The 25,304-nt window shown below is 70.2% G+C and carries 23 protein-coding genes, 1 tRNA gene and 1 pseudogene; 13 read left to right on the top strand and 12 right to left on the bottom strand.

The features are described 5' to 3' along the window. Positions 1 to 97: 97 nt before the first annotated feature. Together AB0915_RS02400 and AB0915_RS02405 are read right to left on the bottom strand one after the other, a co-directional pair. On the bottom strand, positions 98 to 907 hold the full coding sequence (locus AB0915_RS02400) for an SURF1 family protein (RefSeq protein ID WP_366689309.1): 810 nt from the start codon (positions 905 to 907) through the stop codon (positions 98 to 100). A gap of 225 nt (positions 908 to 1,132) precedes the next feature. Next, complete coding sequence (locus tag AB0915_RS02405) at positions 1,133 to 3,010, bottom strand: prolyl oligopeptidase family serine peptidase (RefSeq protein ID WP_366689310.1); 1,878 nt, start codon at positions 3,008 to 3,010, stop codon at positions 1,133 to 1,135. Positions 3,011 to 3,071: 61 nt separating this feature from the next. Between AB0915_RS02405 and AB0915_RS02410 the strand changes: the two genes are divergently transcribed. Together AB0915_RS02410 and AB0915_RS02415 are read left to right on the top strand one after the other, a co-directional pair. Continuing rightward, complete coding sequence (locus AB0915_RS02410) at positions 3,072 to 3,908, top strand: class I SAM-dependent methyltransferase (RefSeq protein ID WP_366689311.1); 837 nt, start codon at positions 3,072 to 3,074, stop codon at positions 3,906 to 3,908. A gap of 40 nt (positions 3,909 to 3,948) precedes the next feature. After that, positions 3,949 to 4,332 (top strand): nuclear transport factor 2 family protein, encoded by a 384-nt coding sequence (locus tag AB0915_RS02415; RefSeq protein WP_366689312.1) that lies wholly within the window; start codon positions 3,949 to 3,951, stop codon positions 4,330 to 4,332. 201 nt (positions 4,333 to 4,533) lie between these two features. Here the strand turns inward: AB0915_RS02415 and AB0915_RS02420 are convergent. From AB0915_RS02420 to AB0915_RS02435, 4 genes and pseudogenes are all read right to left on the bottom strand, one after another. Next, a pseudogene (locus AB0915_RS02420) lies at positions 4,534 to 5,061 on the bottom strand (SGNH/GDSL hydrolase family protein); the annotation flags it as partial. Positions 5,062 to 6,561: 1,500 nt separating this feature from the next. Next, the gene (locus AB0915_RS02425) at positions 6,562 to 7,431 is read right to left on the bottom strand and encodes a phosphatase PAP2 family protein (protein WP_366689313.1); all 870 of its coding nucleotides are present in this window, start codon (positions 7,429 to 7,431) and stop codon (positions 6,562 to 6,564) included. Further along, positions 7,428 to 8,252, bottom strand: a complete 825-nt coding sequence (locus AB0915_RS02430) for a polyphosphate polymerase domain-containing protein (RefSeq protein WP_366689314.1) — start codon at positions 8,250 to 8,252, stop codon at positions 7,428 to 7,430. Before AB0915_RS02430 ends, AB0915_RS02425 begins: the two co-directional genes overlap by 4 nt. Next, entirely contained in the window at positions 8,249 to 8,914 is a 666-nt protein-coding gene (locus AB0915_RS02435; protein WP_366689315.1) for a DUF4956 domain-containing protein, read from the bottom strand. The genes AB0915_RS02430 and AB0915_RS02435 overlap by 4 nt, the downstream gene beginning before the upstream one ends. Before the next feature lie 170 nt (positions 8,915 to 9,084). Between AB0915_RS02435 and AB0915_RS02440 the strand changes: the two genes are divergently transcribed. Together AB0915_RS02440 and AB0915_RS02445 are read left to right on the top strand one after the other, a co-directional pair. Beyond that, a complete protein-coding gene (locus tag AB0915_RS02440) occupies positions 9,085 to 9,756 on the top strand; it encodes a response regulator transcription factor (RefSeq protein WP_366689316.1) in 672 nt (223 codons plus the stop codon). After that, positions 9,753 to 11,135, top strand: a complete 1,383-nt coding sequence (locus AB0915_RS02445; RefSeq protein WP_366689317.1) for an ATP-binding protein — start codon at positions 9,753 to 9,755, stop codon at positions 11,133 to 11,135. Before AB0915_RS02440 ends, AB0915_RS02445 begins: the two co-directional genes overlap by 4 nt. Before the next feature lie 326 nt (positions 11,136 to 11,461). Here the strand turns inward: AB0915_RS02445 and AB0915_RS02450 are convergent. Together AB0915_RS02450 and AB0915_RS02455 are read right to left on the bottom strand one after the other, a co-directional pair. Then, positions 11,462 to 11,535, bottom strand: a tRNA-Pro gene (locus AB0915_RS02450). 97 nt (positions 11,536 to 11,632) lie between these two features. Further along, positions 11,633 to 12,571: a metallophosphoesterase gene (locus tag AB0915_RS02455; RefSeq protein ID WP_366689318.1), complete on the bottom strand. Its 939-nt coding sequence runs from the start codon at positions 12,569 to 12,571 to the stop codon at positions 11,633 to 11,635. Between the two features lie 79 nt (positions 12,572 to 12,650). Between AB0915_RS02455 and AB0915_RS02460 the strand changes: the two genes are divergently transcribed. Then, on the top strand, positions 12,651 to 13,115 hold the full coding sequence (locus AB0915_RS02460) for a GatB/YqeY domain-containing protein (RefSeq protein WP_358857089.1): 465 nt from the start codon (positions 12,651 to 12,653) through the stop codon (positions 13,113 to 13,115). An 82-nt stretch (positions 13,116 to 13,197) separates the two neighbouring features. On the opposite strand, the gene AB0915_RS02465 is transcribed toward AB0915_RS02460, so the two are convergent. Beyond that, entirely contained in the window at positions 13,198 to 15,423 is a 2,226-nt protein-coding gene (locus tag AB0915_RS02465) for a transglycosylase domain-containing protein (protein WP_366689319.1), read from the bottom strand. Positions 15,424 to 15,830: 407 nt separating this feature from the next. Here AB0915_RS02465 and AB0915_RS02470 point away from each other — a divergent pair, with 407 nt between their 5' ends. Further along, entirely contained in the window at positions 15,831 to 16,178 is a 348-nt protein-coding gene (locus tag AB0915_RS02470; protein WP_037690812.1) for a WhiB family transcriptional regulator, read from the top strand. Between the two features lie 31 nt (positions 16,179 to 16,209). Here the strand turns inward: AB0915_RS02470 and AB0915_RS02475 are convergent, their stop codons facing one another. Further along, the gene (locus tag AB0915_RS02475; RefSeq protein ID WP_366689320.1) at positions 16,210 to 17,580 is read right to left on the bottom strand and encodes an ArsA family ATPase; all 1,371 of its coding nucleotides are present in this window, start codon (positions 17,578 to 17,580) and stop codon (positions 16,210 to 16,212) included. Then, a complete protein-coding gene (locus tag AB0915_RS02480; RefSeq protein ID WP_366689321.1) occupies positions 17,577 to 18,563 on the bottom strand; it encodes an ArsA-related P-loop ATPase in 987 nt (328 codons plus the stop codon). The genes AB0915_RS02475 and AB0915_RS02480 overlap by 4 nt, the downstream gene beginning before the upstream one ends. A 71-nt stretch (positions 18,564 to 18,634) precedes the next feature. Here AB0915_RS02480 and AB0915_RS02485 point away from each other — a divergent pair, with 71 nt between their 5' ends. The 4 genes from AB0915_RS02485 (at position 18,635) to AB0915_RS02500 (ending at position 21,176) form a co-directional block, all read left to right on the top strand. After that, positions 18,635 to 18,793 carry a DUF4177 domain-containing protein gene (locus tag AB0915_RS02485; protein ID WP_019992579.1) on the top strand — a complete coding sequence of 53 codons (159 nt, stop codon included), beginning with the start codon at positions 18,635 to 18,637 and terminating at the stop codon, positions 18,791 to 18,793. Next, positions 18,793 to 19,263 (top strand): RidA family protein, encoded by a 471-nt coding sequence (locus tag AB0915_RS02490; RefSeq protein ID WP_366689322.1) that lies wholly within the window; start codon positions 18,793 to 18,795, stop codon positions 19,261 to 19,263. The genes AB0915_RS02485 and AB0915_RS02490 overlap by 1 nt, the downstream gene beginning before the upstream one ends. A gap of 171 nt (positions 19,264 to 19,434) precedes the next feature. Continuing rightward, the gene (locus AB0915_RS02495) at positions 19,435 to 20,349 is read left to right on the top strand and encodes an NUDIX hydrolase (RefSeq protein WP_366689323.1); all 915 of its coding nucleotides are present in this window, start codon (positions 19,435 to 19,437) and stop codon (positions 20,347 to 20,349) included. After that, positions 20,346 to 21,176: an MBL fold metallo-hydrolase gene (locus AB0915_RS02500; protein ID WP_366133474.1), complete on the top strand. Its 831-nt coding sequence runs from the start codon at positions 20,346 to 20,348 to the stop codon at positions 21,174 to 21,176. The genes AB0915_RS02495 and AB0915_RS02500 overlap by 4 nt, the downstream gene beginning before the upstream one ends. Positions 21,177 to 21,292: 116 nt before the next feature. Here the strand turns inward: AB0915_RS02500 and AB0915_RS02505 are convergent, their stop codons facing one another. Then, positions 21,293 to 21,967 (bottom strand): Crp/Fnr family transcriptional regulator, encoded by a 675-nt coding sequence (locus AB0915_RS02505; protein ID WP_030925113.1) that lies wholly within the window; start codon positions 21,965 to 21,967, stop codon positions 21,293 to 21,295. A gap of 313 nt (positions 21,968 to 22,280) precedes the next feature. On the opposite strand from AB0915_RS02505, the gene nth reads away from it, so the two are divergent. From nth to AB0915_RS02520, 3 genes are all read left to right on the top strand, one after another. After that, complete coding sequence (gene nth / locus AB0915_RS02510; RefSeq protein ID WP_366689324.1) at positions 22,281 to 23,180, top strand: endonuclease III; 900 nt, start codon at positions 22,281 to 22,283, stop codon at positions 23,178 to 23,180. A 60-nt stretch (positions 23,181 to 23,240) separates the two neighbouring features. Beyond that, positions 23,241 to 23,966 carry a CoA pyrophosphatase gene (locus AB0915_RS02515; RefSeq protein ID WP_366689325.1) on the top strand — a complete coding sequence of 242 codons (726 nt, stop codon included), beginning with the start codon at positions 23,241 to 23,243 and terminating at the stop codon, positions 23,964 to 23,966. Between the two features lie 88 nt (positions 23,967 to 24,054). Continuing rightward, positions 24,055 to 25,260, top strand: a complete 1,206-nt coding sequence (locus tag AB0915_RS02520) for a MarP family serine protease (protein WP_366689326.1) — start codon at positions 24,055 to 24,057, stop codon at positions 25,258 to 25,260. Positions 25,261 to 25,304: the final 44 nt, after the last annotated feature.

The raw sequence follows: 25,304 nt of genomic DNA on the forward strand, positions 1-25,304 counted from the left end.
GCGCTGCGGCGCGTTCGGTGACATGTCCACATCCCTGTCGCGGGTGGTCCGACCTCAAACACCGGCGGACCCCCTCACGTATGCGCGTCAGCACGCCTCAGGCGCTGTCCGTGTCCGCGTCGTCCGTGAGGCCGAGCCGCACGTCCCGCGCGGCCTCCGCCTCACGCCGGACCAGCCGGAACCACATGAAGAGCACGAAGGCGCCGAAGACGAACCACTCGCCGGTGTAGCCGAGGTTCTGGAACGCCTTCAGGTCGAGCCCAGTGCCCTGCGGCGCGACGGCGGGTACGGGGCGCAGAGCAGTGGCCCCGCTGTTCTTGGCGTCGGTGCTCTTGCTGTCGGTGCCCTGGAGCGTTACCCATGCGTCGTACACGTCGTAGGGGACGAGGTTGACCAGCGACGCGGCGCTGATCATGCCGAGCTGGCCGTCCGGGAGTCCGCCCGCCGTGTCGACGCCCGGAGTCCCCGCGTTCTCGGACGCCTGGAGGTCGCCGGTCACGGTGACTTCACCGGTCGGAGCTGCGGGAACCGCGGTCTGCCCGGCCTTGCCGGGCAGCCAGCCGCGCACCACTGGAAGCGCCTTGCCACCGTCGGTGCGCAGCAGGTTCAGGACGTAGAAGCCGCTCTTGTCGTCGAGTACCCGGCCGGGCACCAGGAACTGGTCGGCGTACCGGCCCGTCGCGGTGGCGGGACGCCCGGACGTCACCTTGTCGACCGGCAGAAGATCGTCGAGCGGTTCGGCGGCCCTGCTGCCCGGGGCGGGCTGCTCCTGGGCCTGTTCGTGTGTTTGCACGCGGTCCTCGAAGCGCCCGAGCTGCCAGGTGCCCATGAAGACGCAGAACGGGATGGCCAGGACGGCGAAGAGGTTGATCCCCCACCATCGCGGGGTCAGCAGGAACCGGTACACCCCTCCACGGTACGGTCCCCGATCCGACATCCCGGACCGGGGTGCCGCAAGCACCGCCACCCGCCCGGGCCAGAACGCCGGTCACCCGGGACGCCGCCGGGCGGGGCGGAGGCCGGGCGGGACGCCGCGCCGGGCGTGGCGTGGGCCCCCGCGTGGCCCCGGCCGCCACCAGGGCCTGGCGCGGGCCCGCACCGTCGCCGGCCACGGCGCGGGCCCGGACGCCGACTACCCGAGGTGCCGTCGGGCGAAGTCGAGTTCCAGCCGCACCTGCTTGATCCGCTCCTCGATGACGAGCGAGCCGTGCCCCGCGTCGTACCGGTACACCTCGTGCGGGGCGCCCCGGTCCTTCAGGCGGTCCACATAGTTCTCGACCTGGCGGATCGGGCAGCGTGGGTCGTTGACTCCCGCCGAGATGTAGACCGGTGCCTTCACGGCGTCGACGTACGTCAGCGGGGACGAGGCCTCGAACCGCTCGGGCACCTCCTCCGGCGTGCCGCCCAACAGCGTGCGGTCCATCGCCTTCAGGGCCTCCATCTCGTCGTGGTACGCCGTGACGTAGTCGCCGACCGGGACCGCTGCCAGGCCCAGCGCCCAGTCGTCCGGCTGCGTACCCAGGCCGAGCAGGGTCAGATAGCCGCCCCACGAGCCCCCGGCCAGCACCAGCTTCTCCGGGTCGGCGAGCCCGGACTTCACCGCCCACTGCCGCACCGCCGCGATGTCCTCCAGTTCGATCAGGCCGACCCGGTGCTTGAGCGCGTCCGTCCACGCCCGCCCGTAGCCCGTGGAGCCGCGGTAGTTGACCCGGACCACCGCGTAGCCGTGGTCCACCCAGGCGGCGGGCCCGGACGCGAACTCGTCACTGTCGTGCCAGGTGGGGCCGCCGTGGATCTCGAAGACGGTCGGGAACGGTCCCTCCGCCGGGGCGGCGGGCCGCTGCACGAGCGCGTGGATCCGGCCGCCCGGACCGTCCACCCACACGTCCTCCACCGGAACCGATTCCGGAGCCTTCGCGCCCGGCGGATCGAGCACCACTGCGCCCGTCGTGGACCGCACGACGGGCGGCTGCGCGGCCGACGACCACAGATACTCCACGGTGCCGTCCGGCCGGGCCGTGGCACCCGACACCGATCCGGCCGGCATCTCCACCCGTACCGGAGCGGTATCGGTGCCCGGCTCGAACCGCCACAGGTCGCTGCGAGCCTCGAAGCCGTGGACGATCAGCAGCGCGGAGCCGTCCGGATACCACTCGGCGCCCACGTCGCCGGGCAGATCGATCGCGAGGTCCGTTTCCGTCCCCGCCACCGGGTCCCAGATCATCGGCTCCCAGCGTCCCCGCCGCTGATGCCCGATCAGCAGCCGGGTGTCTCCGGCCACCGGCGCGAAGCCCAGCACGGTCAGCCCCAGCTCCTCCGTGCCCCCCTTGGTGTCGTCGAGCTCGGCGACCGTCGTTCCGTCCGGCCGCACCACGCGGAGCGCCGAGTGCATCGCGTCGCCGTGCTCGGTGTGCTCCAGGGCGATCAGCGTCCCGTCGTGCGACAGGTCGCCGACGCCCGCCGACTCGCGGTGCCGGTAGATCTCGACGGGCGCGGACCCTGGCCGTACGACATGGATCGTCGTCCCGTCCTCGTCGGTGGAGCGGCCGATCACCGCCGTCCCGTCCCGCCCGATCGCGAGCCCCGCCGGGTAGGAGGGGGCGAGACCGGGAGCCGCGGGCACGTCCGCCGTCCCTTCATCGCCACCGCCGTGGAACGGCTGGCGCATCCACACCCCGAACTCGTCCCCGTCGGTGTCGTCGAACCACCAGATCGCCTCGCCGTCCGGGGTCAGCACCCCGTCCGTCGTCCCGTTCGGCCGGTCGGTGACCTGCCGCTGATCCCCGCTCGCCCGGTCCCATGCGTACAGCTCGTACGTCCCCGTCGCGTTGGAGACGAACAGCGCACGGTCCGGAGCGTCCTCCGCCCAGTCGGGCAACGACACCCGGGGCGCCCGGAAGCGCTGCTCCCACACCGGAACGGAATCGGTCGTCGGTGCCGGAACGGAGCCGTTCGCCCGCGCCGGAGCGGAGTCGGTCGTCGAGCCAGTGATCTCAGTCATGCCCCCCATTCTGCGTCGGGCCCGGAAAATCCGTATCCATCGTCCTCAGTCTGTGGATAACCTCCCCGGCATGTACTCCCCGACTCCGGACGACTGGCACGAGGCCAACCGCGCGCGCTGGGATGAGCGCGTGGCGATCCATACGGCGAGCGACTACTACGACCTCGATGGCTTCCGGGCGGGCAAGGACGCGTTGCGTGCGTTCGAGCTCGCGGAGGTCGGGGACGTGACGGGAAAGTCGCTGCTGCATCTGCAGTGCCACATCGGGCTCGACACTCTCTCCTGGGCCCGGCACGGCGCCGCGCACGTCGTCGGGCTCGATTTCTCCGGGCCTGCCGTCGAGACCGCCCGTGGTCTGGCCCGCGAGCTGGGGTTCACCCCGGACCGGGCGGCGTTCGTCGCCGCCGATGTGCATGACGCGGCGGAGGCCGTCCCCGACTCCTCGTACGACATCGTCTACACCGGCGTCGGTGCGCTGAACTGGCTGCCGGACACCCGCCGCTGGGCCGAGATCGCCGCCGCGCTCGTCGCGCCCGGCGGATTTCTCTATCTGGCGGAGTTCCATCCGCTGACCGACTGCCTCGACGACGCGACCGGCACGACGATCATGTACGACTACTTCAGCCGCGACGCATGGGTCGACGAGACACCGGGTACGTACGCGGACCTCGACGCGCCGACCGTCCACAACCGGAGCGTCGAGTGGCAGCACCCCGTCGGTGACGTGGTGTCGGCGCTGGCCGCTGCCGGACTGCGGATCGAGTTCCTGCACGAGCACGACGCCTCGCTCTTCCAGCGGTTCGCGGCACTGGAGCGGCACGCCGACGGGTTCTACCGCTTCCCGCCCGACTGGCCTCGCATTCCACTGATGTACTCGATCAAGGCGTCGAAGCCGGCTGCGGGTTGAGCGAAGGCCGGTTGTCAGTGGTGGGGTTCAGACTCGAACCATGACTGCCGATCTGCGCGCCACGGTGGAGACGTACTGGACCGCGGCCGAGAAACGTGACTGGGACGCCTTCGCGGCGACGCTCGCCGAGGAGGTGCTCTACGACCTGCCGCAGACCCGCGAGCGCATCCGTGGCAAGGAGCGGTATCTCCGGTTCAACCGGGAGTATCCGGGGGACCGGCATGTCCGTGTTGAACGGATCGTGGCCGACCGGGCAGGCGAACAGGTGGCCGTACGGACGCTGTTCACCGTAGGCCTGGAAGAGATGCACGCCATCCACTTCTTCACGGGGGACGACCAGGGCCGGATCGTGGAGATCACGGACTTCTGGCCGGAGCCGTACGAGCCCCCGGCCGGGCGGGAGCACCTCGCCGAGCGTTACTGAGGCGCGGCTTCCGGGGCGGCCTCCACGGGGGTGGGGCCGGCCGCCGCCACCGCCGTACTCGCCGCAGCGACGGCCCTCGCCCTGCCCCGGCCGGGCGCTGCGGGCGGCGCTGAGCGGGACGGCATACGTGTGGCGGCCCACCGGAGAATTCCCGGCGGACCGCCACCTTGCGTGCCGTACGAACGCGTTACCCGTTGCCTGTCACGCGACCGAGCGGAAGGCGGGCAGATAGCCGCCCGACTGCCCCGTGGCCTTGGGGTGGTACGAGTTGTAGACCGGCAGCGTCACACTGTTGAGCCAGGCGTCACCGGAGCACAGCTCATGCCCGGTGAACTCGTCGGCCATGCCGGAGAACGTGAATCCGGCATGGGCAGCCTGCTTCGCGATGACACCGTTCAGCACATCGGACGCGTTGTTGATGGTCGAGCGCTCGGTCTCGGTGAGCCCGGCGATGCAGGTTCCCTTCAGCTGGTAGAACCGCGGATATCCCAGCACCACCACATGGGCCTGCGGGGCACGGGAACGGATGGCGCTGTACAGCGAACCAAGGCCGGACGGAAGTGAGTTCCGCATCTGCGACACAGCCGCGTTCACACTGCTCACACAGGTGGACTCGCTGTACAGGACGCAGTCCTGCATGACATCGGCGAAACCGACGTCGTTGCCGCCCACGGTGACGCTCACCAGGGTCGTCGACGAACTCAGCACACCCAGCTGGCTGCCGGCGACCAGGAGCCCGGTCGGCCCAGGGCCACGACGCGACATCGTCCGGAGGGCGCCGCTCCCGGCCAAGTCGCCCAACTGCACGGGGGCATGCCCGGGCCCGAATCCGAGGGCGCCGAAGTGATCGATGCGGAGGGGCTGTTCGCCCTTTCCTGACGGGCCGGAGCACGTGGCACACCCGGCCGGCGGCACTCAGACAGTCCCACCCCGAACTGTCACTCGGCGGGCATCCCGGAGATCCTGCGTTGAGCCGACGACGGGATGCGCCCGGAGGATGTCAGTGCAAGCGACGCCGCCGGGCGCCGTGTCGGCGCCGGACGTGGACGTCGCCACGCTGCTGGACGCGGGCATCGCGACGCCCCCTGACACGGGCATCAGTACGCCCGGATTCGGTGCGCAGGCGGCAGTACGACGGATCCTGACGGCCGGGATCGCCGCCGGCCCCGGTATCGCCATCGAAACGTGCCGCAGCGGGCGGTCTGTTCACCGCGATGCGCTTCACGGTCGCAACCGAGCGCGCGAACGCGCCGGACGAGGAGTCCGCACTCGGTGCGCGGGAGGTGGTACGAAATCGTCGAAGAGGCGCGCGGCTTCGGGCCCAGTGGCCGGGCAAAGCGGCGGATCCGGTCCCGCTCACGCCCGGCGACCTGAACCCGGCACCGATACCGACGGCCGCGGAGCGGTCGCGCCGGCCGTGCCCCCGGACACAGGGGACACGGTCCTCGTCGTCGGGTGGATCATGAAACGGGGCGGGTGACTGCTCACGCGACATCATGCGGGTCCGCGAGCCGGCCGCGGCACCAGTGGCACACCCGCGGGCACCGCCACAGATGGCGCCCGGGGCTGCGGAGATTCAGGCCGACACGCAGACGCACTCTGTGGTGGCCCCACGCGGGGTGCCACCACAGCGCTTCGGCCGCGGTCGGCCGGCGAAGATCAGTTGTGTCCGAACCTGCGCTGCTTCCGGTGGGAGACCTGCTCCGATATCGCGCGCACCGGCCCAGGTGCATCCGGAAGATGCGCCTGCCTCTGCTCCTTCGTCTCCGCGGACGCGCTGCGTTCGTGACCACCTGTGCGGGCACCGCGATTCTGTCGGCTCTGCTTCTTGCTCACGATCACGCCTCCTGTAGCCGATCTCGGACGAGGGGCCACTTTCAGATTCGCATGTGAGTACGAAGCGCGCATTCCGGGCGGCCGGGCTGAGGGTTGATCTCCGGAAACCACTCAGGGGCCTGATCCACTCAGTGGATCAGGCCCCTGACCTGGTTATTCAGCTGTCGGGGTGGCGGGATGTGAACCCGCGACCTCTTCGTCCCGAATGAGGATCGGTCGAGATCAATACCTGCCTGTTCGGTATTTATGCAGGTCAGAGTGTTGGGCTCGATGGTTCTCGCGTGCTGCGGGGGAGGGCTTGGGGAGCGGATTGGCTCCCAGACGGCTCCCAGAAGAGGTTCGGGAGGGTGACGGTGACCGGGTCACCGTCGCCGCGGCCCAGGGGGCACGGTGTCAGCGTGCGCCGGCCGCCAACTCGTAGTCGCCGATGAGGTCTCCGAGCAGAGTTCCGGCGAGGATGTCGCTGGGGACGTGGCCGGCCATGTAGACGCGGGAGTAGACGACTTCGTCCTGCATCCACTCGTAGTCCGTCGTGCGGTGTGGGGCGTGGGCGCTGAGCAGGGTGACCGCGGCGGCGGAGCGTGCGGCGTGCCGGGAGGGGTAGGAGTAGGGGCCCTTGGCGCCGGCCTTGAGGTGCTTGTCGGGGCGCAGGGAGGGGTCCAGGACGAACGGCGCGGGCTGCTTGTCCTTGGCGGCCAGCTGGTCGCTGATGGTCTTGGCCATCTTCAGGGCGGCCTTGAGCTGTGTCTTCTCCGCGGTGCCCTGGGCGGCGGGGATCAGTTCGCGCTGGTCGTGCAGGTAGAGCTTCCAGATGTCCTTCTTGCCGTAGATCTCCAGCCAGGTGGCGGCCTTCTTCCCGGCGGCGGTACGGGTCTTGGCGAGTTGCTGGACCTGGTGGAGTTCGGCGGTACGGGTCTGCGCGGAGGGCGGCGCGGGGATCTGCTGGGCGGCCCAGGCGGCGAACGCCTTGTCGTCGCGGGCGGTGCCGTGTTGTGCCTTCCACTGGGCGAAGAGCTTGTCGGCCTTGGTGTGCTGGGCCGCGACCTGCTTGCCGAGCGGGGCGATTTCCGTGTCGGCGAAGAGGGCCGGCGGCGGGTTCTGCTTGATGAGGGCGGTCGCTCCGGGCTTCTTGTGCTTGGCGGAGGCGAACGCGGAGGCTGTTGCCCCGATCATCTGCGGTCGCAGCAGGCCGACGGCGGCGGCCGCGACGGCGACGATCGCGATGACGGCGTACGGCCACTTGATGCTGCGCAGGACGTTCATGCGGCGTGGGTCCTTTCGAGGTGCGGTGCCGTCACCGGTTGCCGGTAGGTCCGGAAGTGGGTGCGGGCGAGGTGGCGTACGTCGTTGTCGGGCAGGCCGGGGGTGAGCAGGGACTGGCCGACGATGTATTTGCTGAGGGAGACGGACCGGGCGCCGAGGCGCAGCAGCAGCCGGTCGGCAGGTGCGGGCCGCAGGCCGCCTTTGGTCTCGACGAGGACGTGACCGGGGTCGAGGCCGGCGGTGCGGTCGCCGCGGTGGCAGGTGAGGATGCCGTCGAGGGTGACGCGGGTGCCGTGGTGGAGGTCGGCGAGGGCGGCGCGGACGTAGCGGATCTCGGCGGCGGGGGACAGGGCGGAGGCCCGGACGGGGATCCCGGCCTGCCGCAGTACGTCGTCGACGAACTCCGCCGCCGGTGCGTCGAGTTGGCCGTACGCGGGAGCCGGGATCGTGAGCGCGTGCTTGACCGTGGCGCCGCGGCCGTCCTTGGTCTTCACCTCCGCCCTGCACAGTCCGTCCTCCGCGTACAGGCGCGTGCGGACCTTCCAGCGATGGCGGCGCCGCTGGATGTGGGCGCGCCAGGCGCCGAGCTGCGGGGTGTCGAAATACGTGCTGAGATAGCTGGTCGTACGCCGTCCGGCGAGGTCGAGGACCCGGTGGCTGTCGGCGAGCCGGTCGATGAAGAGGCGTGCAGCCTCGAGCGGGAGCAGGTACTTGCGGTCGGTGCGGTGCTGGAGTGCGGCTGCCGCGTCGACCTCGGTGAGCGTCGCGCCGCGCAACCCCGGAAGTCCGAGCGCGGTGGCGAAGGAGGCCGGGGCCGTCATGACGCTGCCGCGCTCTCGCGCACGGTGGGAAGGCCGGTCTCCGTGGCGGCCGGTGGCTCGTCCGGCTGGGAGGGGTAGCGGGCGGAGACCCGGGTGGTCTCGCGTACGTAGTCGACCTCGTCGACCACGACGGACAGGGGGGCCTGGCCGAAGCGGAACGCTACGTCCTGGGCGATGAGTCCGGGGTCGGGGTAGATCCGGTCGAGGGTGAGCTTGACGACCCGGGTCGGGTTGTACGTCCTGGGGTCGTCGACGACCAGCACCGCCACGAGCACGAGGACGTTCAGGGCGAGGACGAGCCAGCTCTGGCGCTGCGGCAGCCCGGTGACGAGAGCGATGACCAGGGCTGCGAAGGTGTAGGCGACATCGCGCAGGGTGAACGCCGCGCTGCGCAGCCGGACCAGGGAGAGGATGCCGAACAGGCCGAAGCCGACCCCGGCCGGGAACTTGCCCCCGCCGATCGCGCCCATCGCGGCGAACAGGCCGATGTTCAGCGCGGTCAGCACGAGCGGCATCTCCGGTGCGCTGGGGCGGCGCCGGTAGAGCCAGCCGACCAGGATCAGCAGGGCGACGACGTCGAGGCCGCCGCGCGTGATCAGGTCCCCGGGGGCGATGTGGTCGGTGATGGCCTTCGCGGCAAGCACCGATATCGCTGTGTGCATGGCAGTTCCTTCCCCCGCGGCGCACCAGGAGGCGGACCGGCCCCGGTCCGCGATGCGCTGCGACGTGAAGGACGCTAGGGATGGCGCATGAACAGACCATGAAGCCTCCTGGCCGACCGGGTCGGGTCCTCGGGGTCGGGGCATCCGCGGTTCCGGTTAGCCTGGCCGCCATGCACTACCTGGTCGTCGACGACGAGACCCGCCTGACCGATCTGGTCGTCCGCTACCTCGGCGAGTCCGGGCACAGTGCCGAGGGCCGCTACGACGGGCCCTCCGGCCTGGCCGCCGCCCGCGATCCCCGCCTGGACGCGGTGGTCCTGGACGTGATGCTCCCCGGGATGGACGGGCTCAAGGTGTGCCGCACCCTGCGCGGCGAGGGCATCGACGTCCCGGTGATCCTGCTCACCGCACGTGGCGCCGTCGGCGAGCGGGTCGCCGGCCTCGATGCCGGGGCCGACGACTACGTCGTCAAACCCTTCGCCATGGAAGAGCTGCTCGCCCGGCTACGTGCGATCTCCCGGCGCCGCCCCGACCCGTCGGGACGCCTCCAGGTCGGCGACCTCGTGCTGGATCCGGAGCAGCAGCGGGCCTGGCGGGGTGACTGTGAACTTGACCTGCCGCGCCGGGAGTTCGCCGTGCTGCACGTGCTGATGGAAAACGCGGGCCGGGTCGTCTCGCGGCTGCAGCTCCTCGACGAGGTCTGGGACGGCGAGACCGATCTGCGCAGCAACGCCATAGACGTCCACGTCTCCAAGGTGCGCGCCAAGGTCGACCGGGCCTTCGACCGCACCACGATCACGACGCTGCGGGGCCGGGGTTACCGCCTGGAGACCGCCCCGTGACACGGCCTGGTCGGCTGTCGGCGCGTTTGCGGCGCCTGCCGGTGGTCGCACGGCTGGTGCTGGCCGTCGCCGTCACCATGTCCCTCGTTCTGGCGGGTACCGCAGGCCTGGTCTACTGGCGCGTCGAAACCGCCCTGGACCGTCAATTGGACGGGGACCTGGCCACGTACCAGCAGAGCCTGGACCAGGCCGTACGCGCCGGTGACGTACTGCCGCCCGGCCCCGATGGCAGTCTCCATCAGGTCCTCGACGCCGAGGGCCGGGTGCTGCACTCCAGCGACGCCGTGCGCGGTCAGCAGCTGCTCACGCCCGCGGAACGCGCTGCCGTCGCTGACGGTGCCACCGTCCGCCGCGATGTCGGCTCCCTGCTGCCCATCACCTCGGACACGCTGCGTCTGCAGGCCAGGCGGGTCACCGCCGGCGGGCAGCCGCGCATCGTGGTCGCCGCGGTCCGGCGGGGCCATCGTGACGAGGCGCTGCGCGAGCTCCTGGCCCAGCTGGCCCTGGCATCCGGGCTGACGCTGCTGGCCGCCTCGTACGTCGGCTACCGCACCGCCCGCGCCGCGCTGCGCCCCGTCGAGCGCTACCGCAGTGGCGCCGCCGCTCTCGCCGACAGCACGGGCGGGACCCAGGACCTGCGCCTGGAGGTGCCCACGGACCGCGACGACGAGATCACCCGGCTCGGCCACACCCTCAACCGCATGCTCGACCGGCTGGACGCCTCCGCCGCTCGCGAGCATCAGTTCATCGCGGACGCCAGCCACGAGCTGCGCACACCGCTCACCCTGATGCGGGCTGAACTCGACGTGGCGCTGCACCGGCCGCGCAACGCCGAGGAGTTGACCGACACGCTGCGTTCCGTCGACACCGAGGTCGGTCGCCTGGTCAGCCTGGCCAACGCTCTTCTCGATCTGGAACAGCTCGACAGCGGTGAAGGCGTGCAGCGCAGCGCCATCGGCCTCGGCCGCCTCCTCGACGGCGCCTGTGCCCGCTACCGGACGGCCGCCGCACGCGAGGAACGCACCCTCACCGTTGAGCACGGCGACGCCACAGTGCGGGCCGACCCGCGCTGGCTCGAACCGGCCATCGGCACCCTGCTGGACAACGCCCTGCGCCACGGCGCCGGTGCGATCCGGCTGCGCGCCGAGACCCACGGCGGGCGTCTGCAGCTGACGGTCACCGACGAAGGCCCCGGCTTCCCGCCCGACTTCCTCCCGCGTGCCTTCGACCGCTTCTCCCGGGCCGAGACCAGCCGCACCACCCCCGGCACCGGACTCGGTCTGGCTCTGGTCGCCGCGGTCGCCGCCTCGCACGACGGCACCACCCATGCCGAGAACACCGCATCAGGCGCGACCGTCACCCTCGACATCGCCTGTTGAGCCCGCCGAGCCGGTGTCACCCGCCTCCGGAGCGGCGGCGTACGAGGCCGATCACCGGGCCGATCACGAGCGGGGCGGCCGCGTACCTGCGGGTGCATGACGATCGTTGTACCTTCTGTGGTCACGTCAGCACAACCCGTAGCGGGCGCATCTCCAGGGTGCGCGCGGCGCGCGGCGCGTTCGAAGGTGCATCGCTACCCGTCGGGAGCCCCCCGGGGGGGCCGGTCCCCGAAGTCGGCTCCCAAATGGTTCCCAGACTGGGGCCGCACAGCAAATCAGGCCCGGTGCTGATTTCTCAGTACCGGGCCTGACCTGGTATTTCTCTGTCGGGGTGGCGGGATTTGAACCCACGACCTCTTCGTCCCGAACGAAGCGCGCTGCCAAGCTGCGCTACACCCCGATCGCCGCCGGTCTCCCGGCGACATCGATTACTTTAGCCCACCCGCGCCCGGAGACGAAATCCGGTTTCTGCCCCGGTGGGCGGGGCACCCCCGGGTTCAGTCGCGGGGCGTCAGCGTCAGCAGGGTCGCCTCGGGCGGGCAGGCGAAGCGAACCGGGGTGTAGCGGTTGGTACCGCAGCCTGCGGAGACGTGGAGGTAGGCGCGCCGGTCGCCGACCGTGTGGCTGGAGAGCCCCTTGACCCGGTCCGTGTCCAGGTCGCAGTTGGTGACCAGAGCCCCGTAGAAGGGGATGCAGAGCTGGCCGCCATGGGTGTGACCCGCCAGGATCAGCGGGTAGCCGTCGGCGGTGAAGGCGTCGAGGGCGCGCAGGTACGGGGCGTGGACCACGCCGATGGACAGGTCGGCGCCCGTCTCGGGGCCGCCCGAGACCTCCGCGTACCTGTCGCGCTTGATGTGCGGGTCGTCGAGGCCGGTGAAGGCGAGCTCCAGGCCGTCGAGCTTGAGACGGCCCCGGGTGTTGCTCAGGTCCAGCCAGCCCGCGTCGTCGAACGCATCGCGCATCGGCTCCCACGGGTTGTGGACGACGCCGACCGCGGGGGCGTTGCCGTTGAGGCCGTGCTTGCCCTGGACCTTCTCGAAGAGGTAGCGGGCCGGGTTACGGAGCTTGGGCCCGTAGTAGTCGTTCGAGCCGAAGACGTACACGCCCGGGATCTCCATCAGCGGACCGAGCGCGTCCAGCAGCTCCGGTACGGCCTCCGGGTCGGAGAGGTTGTCGCCGGTGTTGACGACGAAGTCCGGGCGCAGGCCGGCCAGCGACTGCAGCCAGCCGCGCTTCTTGCGCTGGCCGCTCACCATGTGGATGTCGGAGACCTGCAGCACGCGCAACGGGCGTGCCCCGTGCGGGAGTACGGGGACGGTGACCCGTCGGAGCCGGAACGAGCGGGCTTCGAAACCTGCCGCGTAAACGAGCCCGGCGGCGCCGACCGCTGCGCCGACTGCCGTGACTTTCAGGGGTACTCCGTAGCGTGCGCGCATGTGCCCATCGTCGCAGACACGATGCGGCGAGAGGAAAACCAGCGGGCGGTGGCCGCCCCGCACCTGCCACAATCAGCACATGACCACGCTCAAGTCCAAGCTCAAGGAAGACCTCACCGCGGCCATGAAGGCGCGCGACGAGCTGACCTCGTCGACGCTCCGGCTGACCCTCACCGCGATCACCAAGGAGGAGGTCAGCGGCAAGACGTCGCGTGAACTCTCCGACGACGAGGTGCAGAAGGTCATCGCCAAGGAGGCGAAGAAGCGCCGCGAGGCGGCCGAGGCCTTCGCCCAGGGCGGCCGGACGGAGCAGGCCGAGCGCGAGAAGGCGGAGGGCGAGCTGCTCGACGCGTACCTGCCGAAGCAGCTCAGTGACGACGAGCTGGGTGCGATCGTTGCGTCGGCGGTCGACGAGGCGAAGGCCGCCGGCGCCGAGGGGCCGCGGGCGATGGGTGCCGTCATGAAGATCGTGAACCCGAAGGTCGCGGGGCGCGCGGACGGCGGCCGGGTGGCCGCCGCGGTGAAGAAGCTCCTCGCGGGCTGAGCGGACCGTACATACGAGGAGGTGGGGTGACCCGGAATGTTCCGGGTCGCCCCACCTCCTCGTTCATGGACCGAGTGGCCGGTCAGGGACCCTTCGTGCCACCGGGACCCGGGCGCTGGGCCCCGTAGTTCCCGTCGGCGTTGTCCGGCGGGATGCCGGGGAACGGGTTGTTGCCGTCGCCCCTGTCCCGCCCCTTGTCACGTCCCCGTCCCCGTCCCCTGCCCCGGCCCTCGTCCGTGTTGTCCGGCGGGTCCGGGATGTTGACGGTGTTGAACGACGGGGCGGGCAGTCCGTTGAGGGCGCTCGTCATGGCGTCGCGCCAGATCGGTCCGGGGACCTGGCCGCCGTACACTTTGTCCTGGTACACGCCGCCGATGGTGACGCCCTCCATCTCGACGCTCTGGGACGGGCTGCCGACCCAGACCGCGCCGGACATGTTCGGCGTGTAGCCGACGAACCAGGCGTTCTTACGGGCGTCGGTCGTACCCGTCTTGCCCGCGTTGTCGCGGTTCTGCAGGCCGGCCTGCCGACCGGTACCGGAGTCGATCACACCGCGCAGCAGGGTGTTGACGGTGTCGGCCGTCGTCTGCGACATCGCCTGCGAGCAGGTGGTCTTCGGTACCGGGAGCGACTTGCCGTTCGCCGTCGTGACCGCCTCGATGGCGATCGGCGTGCAGTACATGCCCCGGTTGGCGAAGGCGGCGTACGCGCTGGCCATCGTGAGCGGCGAGAGGCCGTTGGAGCCGAGGGTCAGTGTGGAGGGGTTCTGCGGCAGCTTGGTGCCGTCGCCCTGCACCACGCCGAGCTTGTCGGTCATCTGGGAGACCGGGCACATGCCGATGTCCTGGAGCATCTGGACGAAGTAGGTGTTGACCGACTTCGCCATCGCTTCCTTCAGGGCGTACGGCCCCTCCTCGGACTCGCTCTCGTTCTCCAGGTGATACTGCCTGTCGTTGACCCACGGCTTTCCGCAGGTCTGAACCGTGTCCGGGTAGTCCATCTCGTACGGCGACGAGTACATCTGCGTCGCAGGCCTGCCACCCTCTATGGCCGCCGCGGCGAGGAACGGCTTGAACGTCGACCCGGTCGGGAAGCCGAAGTTCGAGCCGCCCATGTCCTTGTTGACCGAGTAGTTGTACTGGGTCTCGTTCGGCCCGAAACCGTACGGCTTGGACTGGCCCATGCCCATGATCTTGCCGGTGCCGGGCTGGACGAGCGTCACGGCGGTGGCGACCTTGTCCGTCTTGTAGACGTGACTCCTGATCGAGTCCTGCACGCCCGCCTGCGCCTGCGGGTCGAGCGTCGTGCGGATCGTGAGTCCGCCCTGGTTCCAGACCTTGGCCCGCTCCTCCTTCGTCTTGCCGTAAACCGGGTCGGTGAGGAAGACCTTGCGGACGTAGTCACAGAAGAAGGAGGCCCCGTTGACGGCCGTGATGCAGCCGTTCTTCGGCTTGCTGACCCTCAGCTTGATCGGCGTCGCCTGCGCCTTCTTCGCCGCCGTGCGAGTGATGTCCCCGACGTCCGCCATCCGCTGGAGCACGGTGTTGCGACGCTTGGTCGCCTCCTCCGCGTCGTTGACCGGGTCGTAGCGGCTCGGCGACTGGACGATGCCGGCCAGCAGCGCGGCCTCCTCCAGCTTCAGGTCCTTCGCCGACTTGGAGAAGTAGCGCTGGGAGGCCGCCTCGACGCCGTACGCCTGCTGCCCGAAGAACGTGATGTTGAGGTAGTTCTCCAGGATCTTCTTCTTCCCGAGCTCCTCCTCGACCTGGATCGCGTACTTCAGCTCCTGGACCTTGCGGCCCATCGTCTGCTGGGTGGCCTGCGCGACCTTGTCCGGGTCGTCGCCCGCCTCCTCGACGAAGACGTTCTTCACGTACTGCTGGGTGAGGGTCGACGCGCCCTGCGCGGTCCCGCCCGCCTGCACGTTGCGGTTCATCGCGCGCAGGATGCCCTTGAGGTCGATCGCCCCGTGCTGGTAGAAGCGGGCATCCTCGATCGCGATGATCGCCTTCTGCATGTACGGAGAGATGTCCTTCAGCGGAACGACGGTGCGGTCACGCGAGTAGACCGTCGCAAGCATGTCGCCCTTGCTGTCCAGGATCTTGGTGCGCTGGCTCAGCGGCGGAGTCTTGAGGTTGGCCGGGATCTCGTCGAATCCCTCGACCGTCCCCTTCGCGGCGAGCCCCAGAGCTCCGGCGGCCGGCAGCGCGATGCCTGCGAGCACGACTCCGGAGAGTGCGGCGACACCGAGGAACTTGGCGGCCTGCTGGGTCGCGGTGAGACCCCCGCCCGAGCGGTTCTTTGGCATGGGGGCAGCCTACGTTCTCAATCGCCGGACACGCGTATATGCGTTGGCCTAAGCTGCTCCCAACTGTCACAGCCTGCCGGTTCCGTATCAACCCCCATGCAGCATTCGGCCGTGACCCGACCACGGTTCGGCCAGCACCTCGGGCGCCCCGAATTCGCCCCATGTGTCATTGAATGTCCGTTGTGACTCCGATGAATTGTCCCTATTTTGCGGGGATATTCTTGTATGTCCTTGCCTCACTCCCCTGGGTGATCTGCCGCGTACGCATAGTCCGTTCGGGCCATCCAAGATTGGGCCCGAAGGGGGTGTTGTGCTGTCGCCACCTTCCGTAACGTCCTCAACTGGCAGCGGTGAATATGCCGCTACCGCCGTGGGGGAGCCTCGATTCGGGAGAGGACGGCGCCGGGATGGGCTGGGTAACCGACTGGAGTGCGCAGGCAGCCTGCCGCACTACCGATCCGGATGAACTGTTCGTACAAGGGGCAGCGCAGAACAGGGCCAAGGCGGTGTGCACCGGTTGCCCGGTGCGGACCGAGTGCTTGGCCGATGCGCTGGACAATCGCGTCGAATTCGGCGTGTGGGGCGGCATGACGGAACGGGAACGTCGCGCGCTGCTGCGCAGGCGACCCACCGTCACGTCCTGGCGCCGGCTGCTGGAGACCGCTCGCAGTGAGTACGAGCGGTCCACGGGCATCCTGCCGGTGGCCATCGGTCTGGACGACGAACTGCACGAGACGTACGCCGCCGTGGGGTAGGCCGCCGGGGCCACTCGGCCGTTCAGGTGGTTTACGCAGCTCCGGCCGGAGTGGAATCGGTCGCGAGCCGGTCCCCGACGGCCCGCAGTCCTGCGAGGTCGTGCACATCTCCGGGCAGCGCCGCGACTTCGGTCACGGCGACCTCGGGGTGCAGCGCGATAAAGCGGTCGCGGGTGCGCTGTTCGCGCGCGACCACCTGCATGCGTTCAGCGTGCAGCCGCAGCAGGCCTGCGGTCAGCTGCTCGACGGAGACGGCATCAGCCTCTGGTTCGGTGTCAATATCCTGGGTGTGCTCGGAACGGGCGGGGGAGGGCGGCGACTCGGGGTCTTCGGGAGAGGTGACTGCCGAGTCGGCCGGGTCACGAAGTCCAGCCTTCCCGGTGGTCTGATCCACAATGCCGATGTCGTCAAGATTTTCTGCGGCTGCCAGGGCGCGCTCGGCGGAGAGCCGGGCGGCGTCACTGCCGTGGACCCGGTTGAGGACCAGACCGGCCAGGGGCATGTCCTCCGCGGCCAGCCGTTCCACGAAGTAGGCGGCCTCGCGCAGTGCGTCCCGCTCCGGTGTCGCGACGACGAGGAACGCCGTGCCGGGCGCCTGCAGCAGTCTGTACGTGGCATCCGCCCGGGTCCGGAAACCACCGAACATGGTGTCCATCGCTGCGACGAACGTCTGTACGTCGCGCAGGAACTGGCCACCCAGCAGCTTGCCGAGCGTCCCGGTCATCATCGACATGCCGACGTTGAGGAACTTCATCCCGGCCCGGCCGCCCATTTTCGCCGGAGCCATCAGCAGCTTGATGAACTTCCCGTCCAGGAAAGAGCCGAGCCGCTTGGGCGCGTCAAGGAAGTCCAGCGCGGAACGCGACGGCGGGGTGTCGACGACGATCAGGTCCCACTCGTTGCGCGCCCGCAGCTGCCCCAGCTTCTCCATCGCCATGTACTCCTGCGTGCCCGCGAAACCGGCCGACAGGGATTGGTAGAAGGGGTTCTCCAGGATCGCGCGCGCCCGTTCGCCCTCCGCGTGCGCCTCGACGATCTCGTCGAAGGTCCGCTTCATGTCGAGCATCATGGCGTGCAGTTCACCGCTGCCCTCACCGGCGCTCTCGATGCCCGGCACCCGGCGCGGGACGTTGTCCAGGGAGAGAATGCCCATGGACTGGGCGAGCCTGCGGGCCGGGTCGATGGTGAGGACGACGACCTTCCGGCCGCGCTCGGCGGCCCGTACACCCAGCGCCGCCGCGGTCGTGGTCTTGCCGACGCCGCCCGAGCCGCAGCACACGATGATCCGGATGTCCGGATCGTCGAGCAGCGCATCGGTGTCCAGCGCGGGCGCGGTGGCCGTGGCTGTGCCTGTACCGGGGTCCGTACGCGCATCGGTGCCCGGTTCCGTACCCGCTCTCATGCACCCACCCCTTGGCCCGCCTCTTCGCCCACGCCCTGCTTGCGGAGTTCGACCGCCAGGTCGTACAGACCGGGCAGGTCCACGCCTTCGCTGATCAGCGGCAGTTCGCTGGTCGGCAGCTCCAGATCCGCGAGGGCCGCGCGCTGCTCGCGCTCCAGCTCGACCCGCTGGGCATGCTCGGAGGCCTGCTCGATCAGCGGACGTACCAGCGCCGCCGACCCGGTCACGCCCGCCCGGGTGAGCGCCTTGGCGATCTCCTTGCGGCGGCCCCCGGAGGCGGTACGCAGCGCGTCCTCATCCAGCAGATGCGGCCGCACCATGTTCACAATGACCTTGCCCACCGGCAGTTCGGCCGCCCGCAGCTCCGCGACGCCGTCCGCGGTCTCCTGGACCGGCATCTCCTCCAGCAGCGTCACCAGGTGGACCGCCGTTTCCGGGGACTTCAGCACCCGCATCACGGCCTGCGCCTGATTGTGTATCGGGCCGATCCGGGCCAGCCCCGCCACCTCGTCGTTCACATTGAGGAAGCGCGTGATGCGGCCGGTGGGCGGCGCATCCATGATCACGTAGTCGTAGCTGTACCGGCCCTGCTTGTCCTTGCGGCGTACGGCTTCGCAGGCCTTGCCCGTCAGCAGCACGTCCCGTACCCCGGGTGCGATCGTCGTGGCGAAGTCGATCGCACCGAGCTTCTTGAGCGCCCGGCCCGCGCTGCCGAGCTTGTAGAACATCTGGAGGTAGTCGAGGAGTGCGCGCTCCGCGTCGATCGCGAGGGCGTACACCTCGCCGCCGCCCGGCGCGACCGCGATCTTGCGCTCCTCGTACGGAAGGGAATCCGCCTCGAAGAGCTGGGCGATGCCCTGCCTGCCCTCGACCTCGACGAGAAGGGTGCGCTTGCCCTCGGTCGCGAGGGCGAGCGCGAGGGCGGCGGCGACCGTGGTCTTACCGGTACCGCCCTTGCCGCTGACGACCTGGAACCTGCTCACGTATTCGAGCCTAACCAGTACGGCCCCGGGCTACGCACGAGCCCGTACGTGCCAGGCATTACAGTCGGCCTATGACCAAGTGGGAATACGCGACCGTGCCGCTCCTCGTGCACGCGACGAAGCAGATTCTGGACACCTGGGGCGAGGACGGCTGGGAGCTGGTCCAGGTCGTTCCCGGCCCGAACAACCCCGAGCAGCTCGTGGCCTACCTGAAGCGGGAGAAGCCGTAGTGGCGGGCGCAGTCGAGGCGAAGCTCGCCGAACTCGGGCTGACGCTGCCGGACGTCGTACCGCCGCTCGCCTCGTATCAGCCGGCCGTCCAGTCCGGTGTGTACGTGTACACGTCGGGCCAGCTGCCCATGGTGGAGGGCAAGCTTCCGGTCACCGGCAAGGTCGGTGCGGAGGTCACGCCGGACGAGGCCAAGGAGCTGGCCAGGACCTGCGCGCTCAACGCGCTGGCCGCCGTGAAGTCGGTCGCGGGCGACCTGGACCGGATCAAGCGGGTCGTGAAGGTCGTGGGCTTCGTCGCCTCGGCCTCCGACTTCACCGGGCAGCCTGCCGTGATCAACGGTGCGAGCGAGCTGCTCGGCGCGGTGCTCGGCGACAAGGGCGTGCACGCGCGCAGTGCCGTGGGCGTCGCGGTGCTGCCGCTGGACGCGCCGGTCGAGGTCGAGGTGCAGGTCGAGCTGGACGGGGCCTGAGCCGCCGCCGCAGTGAGGCGGGTACCTCCGTGATCCATGATCCCGCCCGGTCCGTGCGACCGGGCGGGATCACGCGTTTCACACCCCCGGGTCCATGCGTGACGCGTGTCTCGTCCCGTGCACCCCTTGCTGCCTCTCGAACATCGTCGCGGTTCCGGATAGCCTCCGGCCATGTCCAATGGTCAGTGGTACCCACCGGAATGGCCCGACCGGATCCGGGCACTCGCCGCAGGCGAGCTCACGGCCGCGACCCCCCGGCGCGCCGCCACCGTGATGCTGCTCCGGGACGCCTCTGGCACCGAGGGCGGGCCCACCGTCCACATGCTGCGCCGCCGCACCTCCATGGCTTTTGCCGGAGGTGCGTACGCCTATCCGGGTGGCGGCGTCGACCCGCGCGACGACGACCGCCTCGTCGGCTGGGCCGGACCCGCGCTGGAGCTCTGGGCCGAGCGGCTCGGCGTCGGTACCCTCGCCGAGGCGCAGGCCATCGTCTGTGCGGCGGTCCGTGAGACGTACGAGGAGTCGGGTGTCCTCCTCGCCGGGCCGACCGCCGACACCGTCGTCAGCGACACCACGGGCGCCGACTGGGAGGCGGACCGCGAGGCCCTCGTCGCCCGCGAGCTGTCCTTCGCCGAGTTCCTGGACCGGCGCGGGCTCGTGCTCCGCTCCGATCTGCTCGGGGCGTGGGCGCGCTGGATCACGCCCGAGTTCGAACCCCGGCGCTACGACACCTGGTTCTTCGTCGCCGCGCTCCCCGAGGGGCAGCGCACCCTCTCCCATGGCCCTGAAGGCATGGGAGCCGCCCCTTCCACCTCCACGGAGGCCGACCTCGCGCTGTGGATCTCCCCGGCGGACGCCACCGACGGATACGACCGGGGCGAGCTGCTCATGATGCCGCCGACCGTGTCGACGCTGCGTCAACTGCGCCCGTACGGCACCGCAGCCGAGGCGCTGAAGGCCGCGTCCTCCCAGGACCTCACCCCGGTACTCGCACAGGCCCGGCTGGAGGACGGCGAACTGGTGCTGAGCTGGCCGGGGCACGATGAATTCACCAAGCACATCCCGACCGGAGATGGTTCTGCATGAGCGACGCAGCAGCGCTGCCCGGGCAGCCGCGCGGCGGGGTCCTCTCCGGCCCCGCGACCGCCCGTACGGTCAACGTCCTCGCCCCCAACGCCTCGGCGATGACGCTCGACGGCACCAACACCTGGATCGTCGCCGAGCCCGACTCCGACCTCGCGGTCGTCATCGACCCGGGCCCGCTGGACGACAGCCATCTGCAGGCCGTCATCGACACCGCCGAGCGCGCCGGCCGGCGGATCGGCCTCACGCTCCTCACCCACGGTCACCCCGACCACGCGGAGGGCGCGGCGCGCTTCGCCGAGCTGACCCGTACGGCGGTGCGGGCGCTGGACCCGGCGCTGCGGCTCGGCGAGGAGGGGCTGACGACGGGCGACGTGATCACCACGGGAGGGCTCGAACTGCGGGTGGTCCCGACCCCCGGGCACACCTCCGACTCACTCTCCTTCCATCTGCCCGCCGACCGGGCGGTGCTGACCGGCGACACGATCCTCGGGCGCGGCACCACGCTCGTCGCGCACCCGGACGGGCGGCTCGGCGACTACCTCGACTCGCTGCGGCGGCTGCGCTCGCTGGCGGTCGACGACGGGGTGCACACGGTGCTGCCGGGGCATGGTCCGGTCCTGGACGACGCACAGGGCGCGGTCGAGTTCTATCTCGCCCACCGCGCGCACCGGCTCGCCCAGGTGGAGACGGCGGTGGAGGCCGGGCACCGCTCGGCCACGGAGGTGGTGGCGTACGTGTACGCGGACGTGGACCGGTCGCTGTGGCCCGCGGCGGAGCTGTCGGTGCGGGCGCAGCTGGAGTACCTGGGCGAGCACGGGCTGATCTGAGCCGCTGTTACGCCCGTGGCGCTGATATCAGGGCTGCGCGGCGCCGAGGCGCCGTGACGCGCGAGAGGCCCCGCCGTCCGGCGGGGCCTCTCGCGTCGTGAGGGGGTGGTGTCCGGCTAGCGCGAACGCTTCGCCAGGCGCTCCACGTCCAGCAAGATCACGGCGCGCGCTTCCAGGCGGAGCCAGCCGCGGCCCGCGAAGTCGGCAAGCGCCTTGTTGACCGTCTCGCGAGAGGCGCCCACCAGCTGGGCCAGCTCTTCCTGGGTCAGGTCGTGGACGACGTGGATGCCTTCCTCCGACTGGACGCCGAACCGGCGCGACAGGTCGAGAAGGGCGCGGGCGACACGGCCCGGTACGTCGGAGAAGACCAGGTCGGACATCTGGTCGTTGGTCTTGCGCAGTCGGCGGGCGACGGCGCGCAGCAGAGCCGTGGCCACCTCGGGGCGGGCGTTCAGCCAGGGCTGGAGGTCGCCGTGGCCGAGGCCGAGGAGCTTGACCTCGGTCAGCGCGGTGGCGGTGGCGGTGCGCGGGCCCGGGTCGAAGAGCGACAGCTCACCGATCAGCTCGCCGGGGCCGAGGACGGCCAGCATGTTCTCGCGTCCATCGGGGGACGTGCGGTGGAGCTTCACCTTGCCCTCGGTGACCACGTACAGGCGGTCACCCTGGTCGCCCTCGTGGAAGAGAGCGTCGCCGCGTGCGAGGGTCACCTCACTCATCGAGGCGCGGAGCTCCGCGGCCTGCTCATCATCGAGCGCCGCGAAAAGCGGGGCGCGCCGCAGAACGTCGTCCACGAGTTCTCTCCTTGTCGGCCTGTTCAGGGAACCGTGGTCCCCATCATGCCGGACGGTAAAACAGTGCGATCAATCACAAACCAGTTTGACGCACGGGCGCGCCCCATCGTGCCGCAGGGGGCCGATTGGGGGCGGATCCACAGTGACCGGGGCGGATGTCACTGCCTGGCTCTAGGCTGGCCGGGTGTCCAACAAGCCGGTGAGAGCGCAGGCCAAGGGGGCTGATGGGGTGTCGGAAGACCGTAATTCCGCTGTGGGCGAACAGGCTGCGAGTCAACCGACAAAAGCCGCAAAACGCCCGAATGGGGAGTCGGTGAAGCGGGTGAAGTCCGGGGGGCCCGCGAAGGCGTCCAACGGCTCCGCAAAGAAGGCCGGAGCATCGGCGAAGACGTCCGGGGCGTTCGGGAAGACGGTCGGGGCAGCAGTGAAGCCGGGAAAGTCCGGGAAGCCGGAGTCGCACCTCGCGATGGTCCGCCGCGCCCGTCGGATCAACCGCGAGCTCGCCGAGGTCTATCCGTACGCCCACCCGGAGCTGGACTTCCGGAACCCCTTCGAGCTCCTGGTCGCCACGGTTCTCTCCGCCCAGACCACCGATCTGAGAGTCAACCAGACCACCCCCGCGCTGTTCGCCGCCTACCCGACCCCCGAGGACATGGCGGCGGCCGTCCCCGAGGAGCTCGAGGAGATCATCCGGCCGACCGGCTTCTTCCGGGCCAAGGCCAGGTCGCTGATAGGGCTCTCCGCGTCCCTCAGGGACAACTTCGGCGGTGAGGTCCCGGGGCGGCTCGCGGACCTGGTCACGCTGCCCGGCGTCGGCCGCAAGACCGCCAATGTGGTCCTAGGCAATGCCTTCGGCGTCCCCGGCATCACGGTCGACACCCACTTCGGCCGGCTGGTCCGCCGCTGGAAGTGGACGGAGCAGGAGGACCCGGAGAAAATCGAGGCTGAGATCGCCGCGATCTTCCCCAAGAGCGAGTGGACGATGCTCTCCCACCGCGTCATCTTCCACGGCCGCCGCATCTGCCACGCCCGCAGGCCCGCCTGCGGTGCCTGCCCGATCGCCCCGCTCTGCCCCTCGTACGGCGAGGGCGAGACGGATCCGGAGAAGGCCCGGAAGCTCCTGAAATACGAGATGGGCGGACAGCCCGGCCAGCGGCTGAGCCCGCCGCCCGACTACCCGGGCAAGCCCGCGCCGGCGCTGGGAGCCGGGTGACGGGGGCGCCCTTCCGGAACGAAATGCGCGACCGCAGGCGTTGTGAGACGAGGGGTGCCTATGAAGACGCACGAACAGAGCCACGTGGAGGATCACTCCGCAGGTGTGGGACGGGACGACGCGATCGCCGTCTCGACGGACGGGCTGCCCGAGTGGCTCGAGCCCGTTGTTCGCGCCGCACGGACCATCGAGCCCCGGCAGCTCAGCCGCTTTCTTCCGCCCGAGAACGGCGCCGGGCGCCAGTCCGCCGTCCTTGTCCTGTTCGGTGAGGGCGAGCGCGGGCCCGAGCTGCTCCTGATGGAGCGCTCGGGCTCACTGCGTTCCCACCCCGGACAGCCCTCCTTCCCCGGAGGAGCCCTGGACCCCGAGGACGGCGACCAGGCGACCGCAGGGCCGCTCAGGGCGGCTCTGCGGGAGGCCGAGGAGGAGACCGGACTCGATCCGCGCGGAGTCCAGCTCTTCGCTGTGCTGCCCCGGCTCTACATCCCGGTGAGCAGTTTCGTCGTCACGCCCGTACTCGGCTGGTGGCGGGCGCCGAGCCCGGTCGGGGTCGTCGATCCGGCCGAGACTGCCCGGGTCTTCACGGTTCCCGTGGTGGATCTCACTGACCCGGCCAATCGGGTGACGACGGTGCACCCCAGCGGTCACCGGGGCCCGGCATTCCTCGTCGAATCGGCACTGGTCTGGGGTTTCACCGCCGGGGTGATCGACCGCATTCTGCACTTCGCGGGCTGGGAGCGCCCCTGGGACGGGACCAGGCAGGTGCCGCTCGACTGGCGCGCATGACAGGCTGACTTCCGTGCTGGGGCGTTCGGGCCTGCCCGGTCCCAGCCGAACGAACGGGTCCGGTGACGAATCTGCGAGGCAATAGACGGTGAACGTGCTGGACATCCTGCTGCTGGCCGGCGCCGTGTGGTTCGCAGTGATCGGCTACCGCCAGGGCTTCGTCGTCGGCATCCTGTCGGTCATCGGCTTTCTCGGCGGCGGCATGGTCGCCGTCTATCTCCTGCCGGTCCTGTGGGACCAGCTGACGGACGGCTCCGAGGTCTCCTCCACGGCCGCCGTGGTCGCGGTCATCATCGTGATCGTGTGTGCCTCCGTCGGCCAGGCGTTCACCACCCACCTCGGCAACAAACTCCGGCGGTACATCACGTGGTCGCCCGCCCGCGCACTCGATGCCACCGGCGGCGCACTCGTCAATGTGGTCGCGATGCTGCTGGTGGCGTGGCTGATCGGTTCCGCACTTGCGGGCACGTCGCTGCCGACGCTGGGCAAGGAGGTACGTAACTCCTCGGTGCTGCTCGGGATCTCCCGGGTGATGCCCGCCCAGGCCTCCAACTGGTTCACGGACTTCTCCTCCGTCCTCGCGCAGAACGGCTTCCCGCAGGTCTTCAGCCCCTTCGCCAACGAGCCGATCACCGAGGTCAAGGCCCCGGATCCGGCCCTGGCCGGCAGCCCCATCGCGGCCCGCGCCAAGCAGTCCATCGTCAAGGTCGTCGGTACGGCCCCGAGCTGCGGCAAGGTCCTCGAAGGCACCGGCTTCGTCTTCTCCGACCGCCGGGTGATGACCAACGCCCATGTCGTCGGCGGCGTCGACGAGCCGACCGTCCAGATCGGCGGCCAGGGGAGGCTGTACGACGCGAAGGTCGTCCTCTACGACTGGCAGCGTGACATCGCCGTACTCGACGTCCCGGACCTCGACGCGAAGCCGCTGAAGTTCACCGATACGGACCACGACGCCGCGACGGGGCACGACGCCATCGTCGCGGGCTTCCCGGAGAACGGCTCGTACGACGTACGCTCCGCGCGCGTCCGCGGCCGCATCGACGCCGACGGCCCGGACATCTACCACCGGGGCACCGTCCGCCGCGATGTGTACTCGCTCTTCGCGACGGTCCGCCAGGGCAACTCCGGCGGACCGCTGCTGACCCCCGACGGCAAGGTGTACGGAGTCGTCTTCGCCAAGTCGCTGGACGATCCCGACACGGGTTACGCCCTGACCGCCGACGAGATCCGCCAGGACATCGCCGACGGCCGCACCGCCAACCAGCAGGTCGACAGCCAGGCGTGCGCGCTGTAGGGAAACGGACAGGGGCCGGCTCGGGTCCGGTCCGTGTGATCAGG

Source organism: Streptomyces sp. NPDC048411 (assembly GCF_040704695.1).
GTDB lineage: Bacteria > Actinomycetota > Actinomycetes > Streptomycetales > Streptomycetaceae > Streptomyces.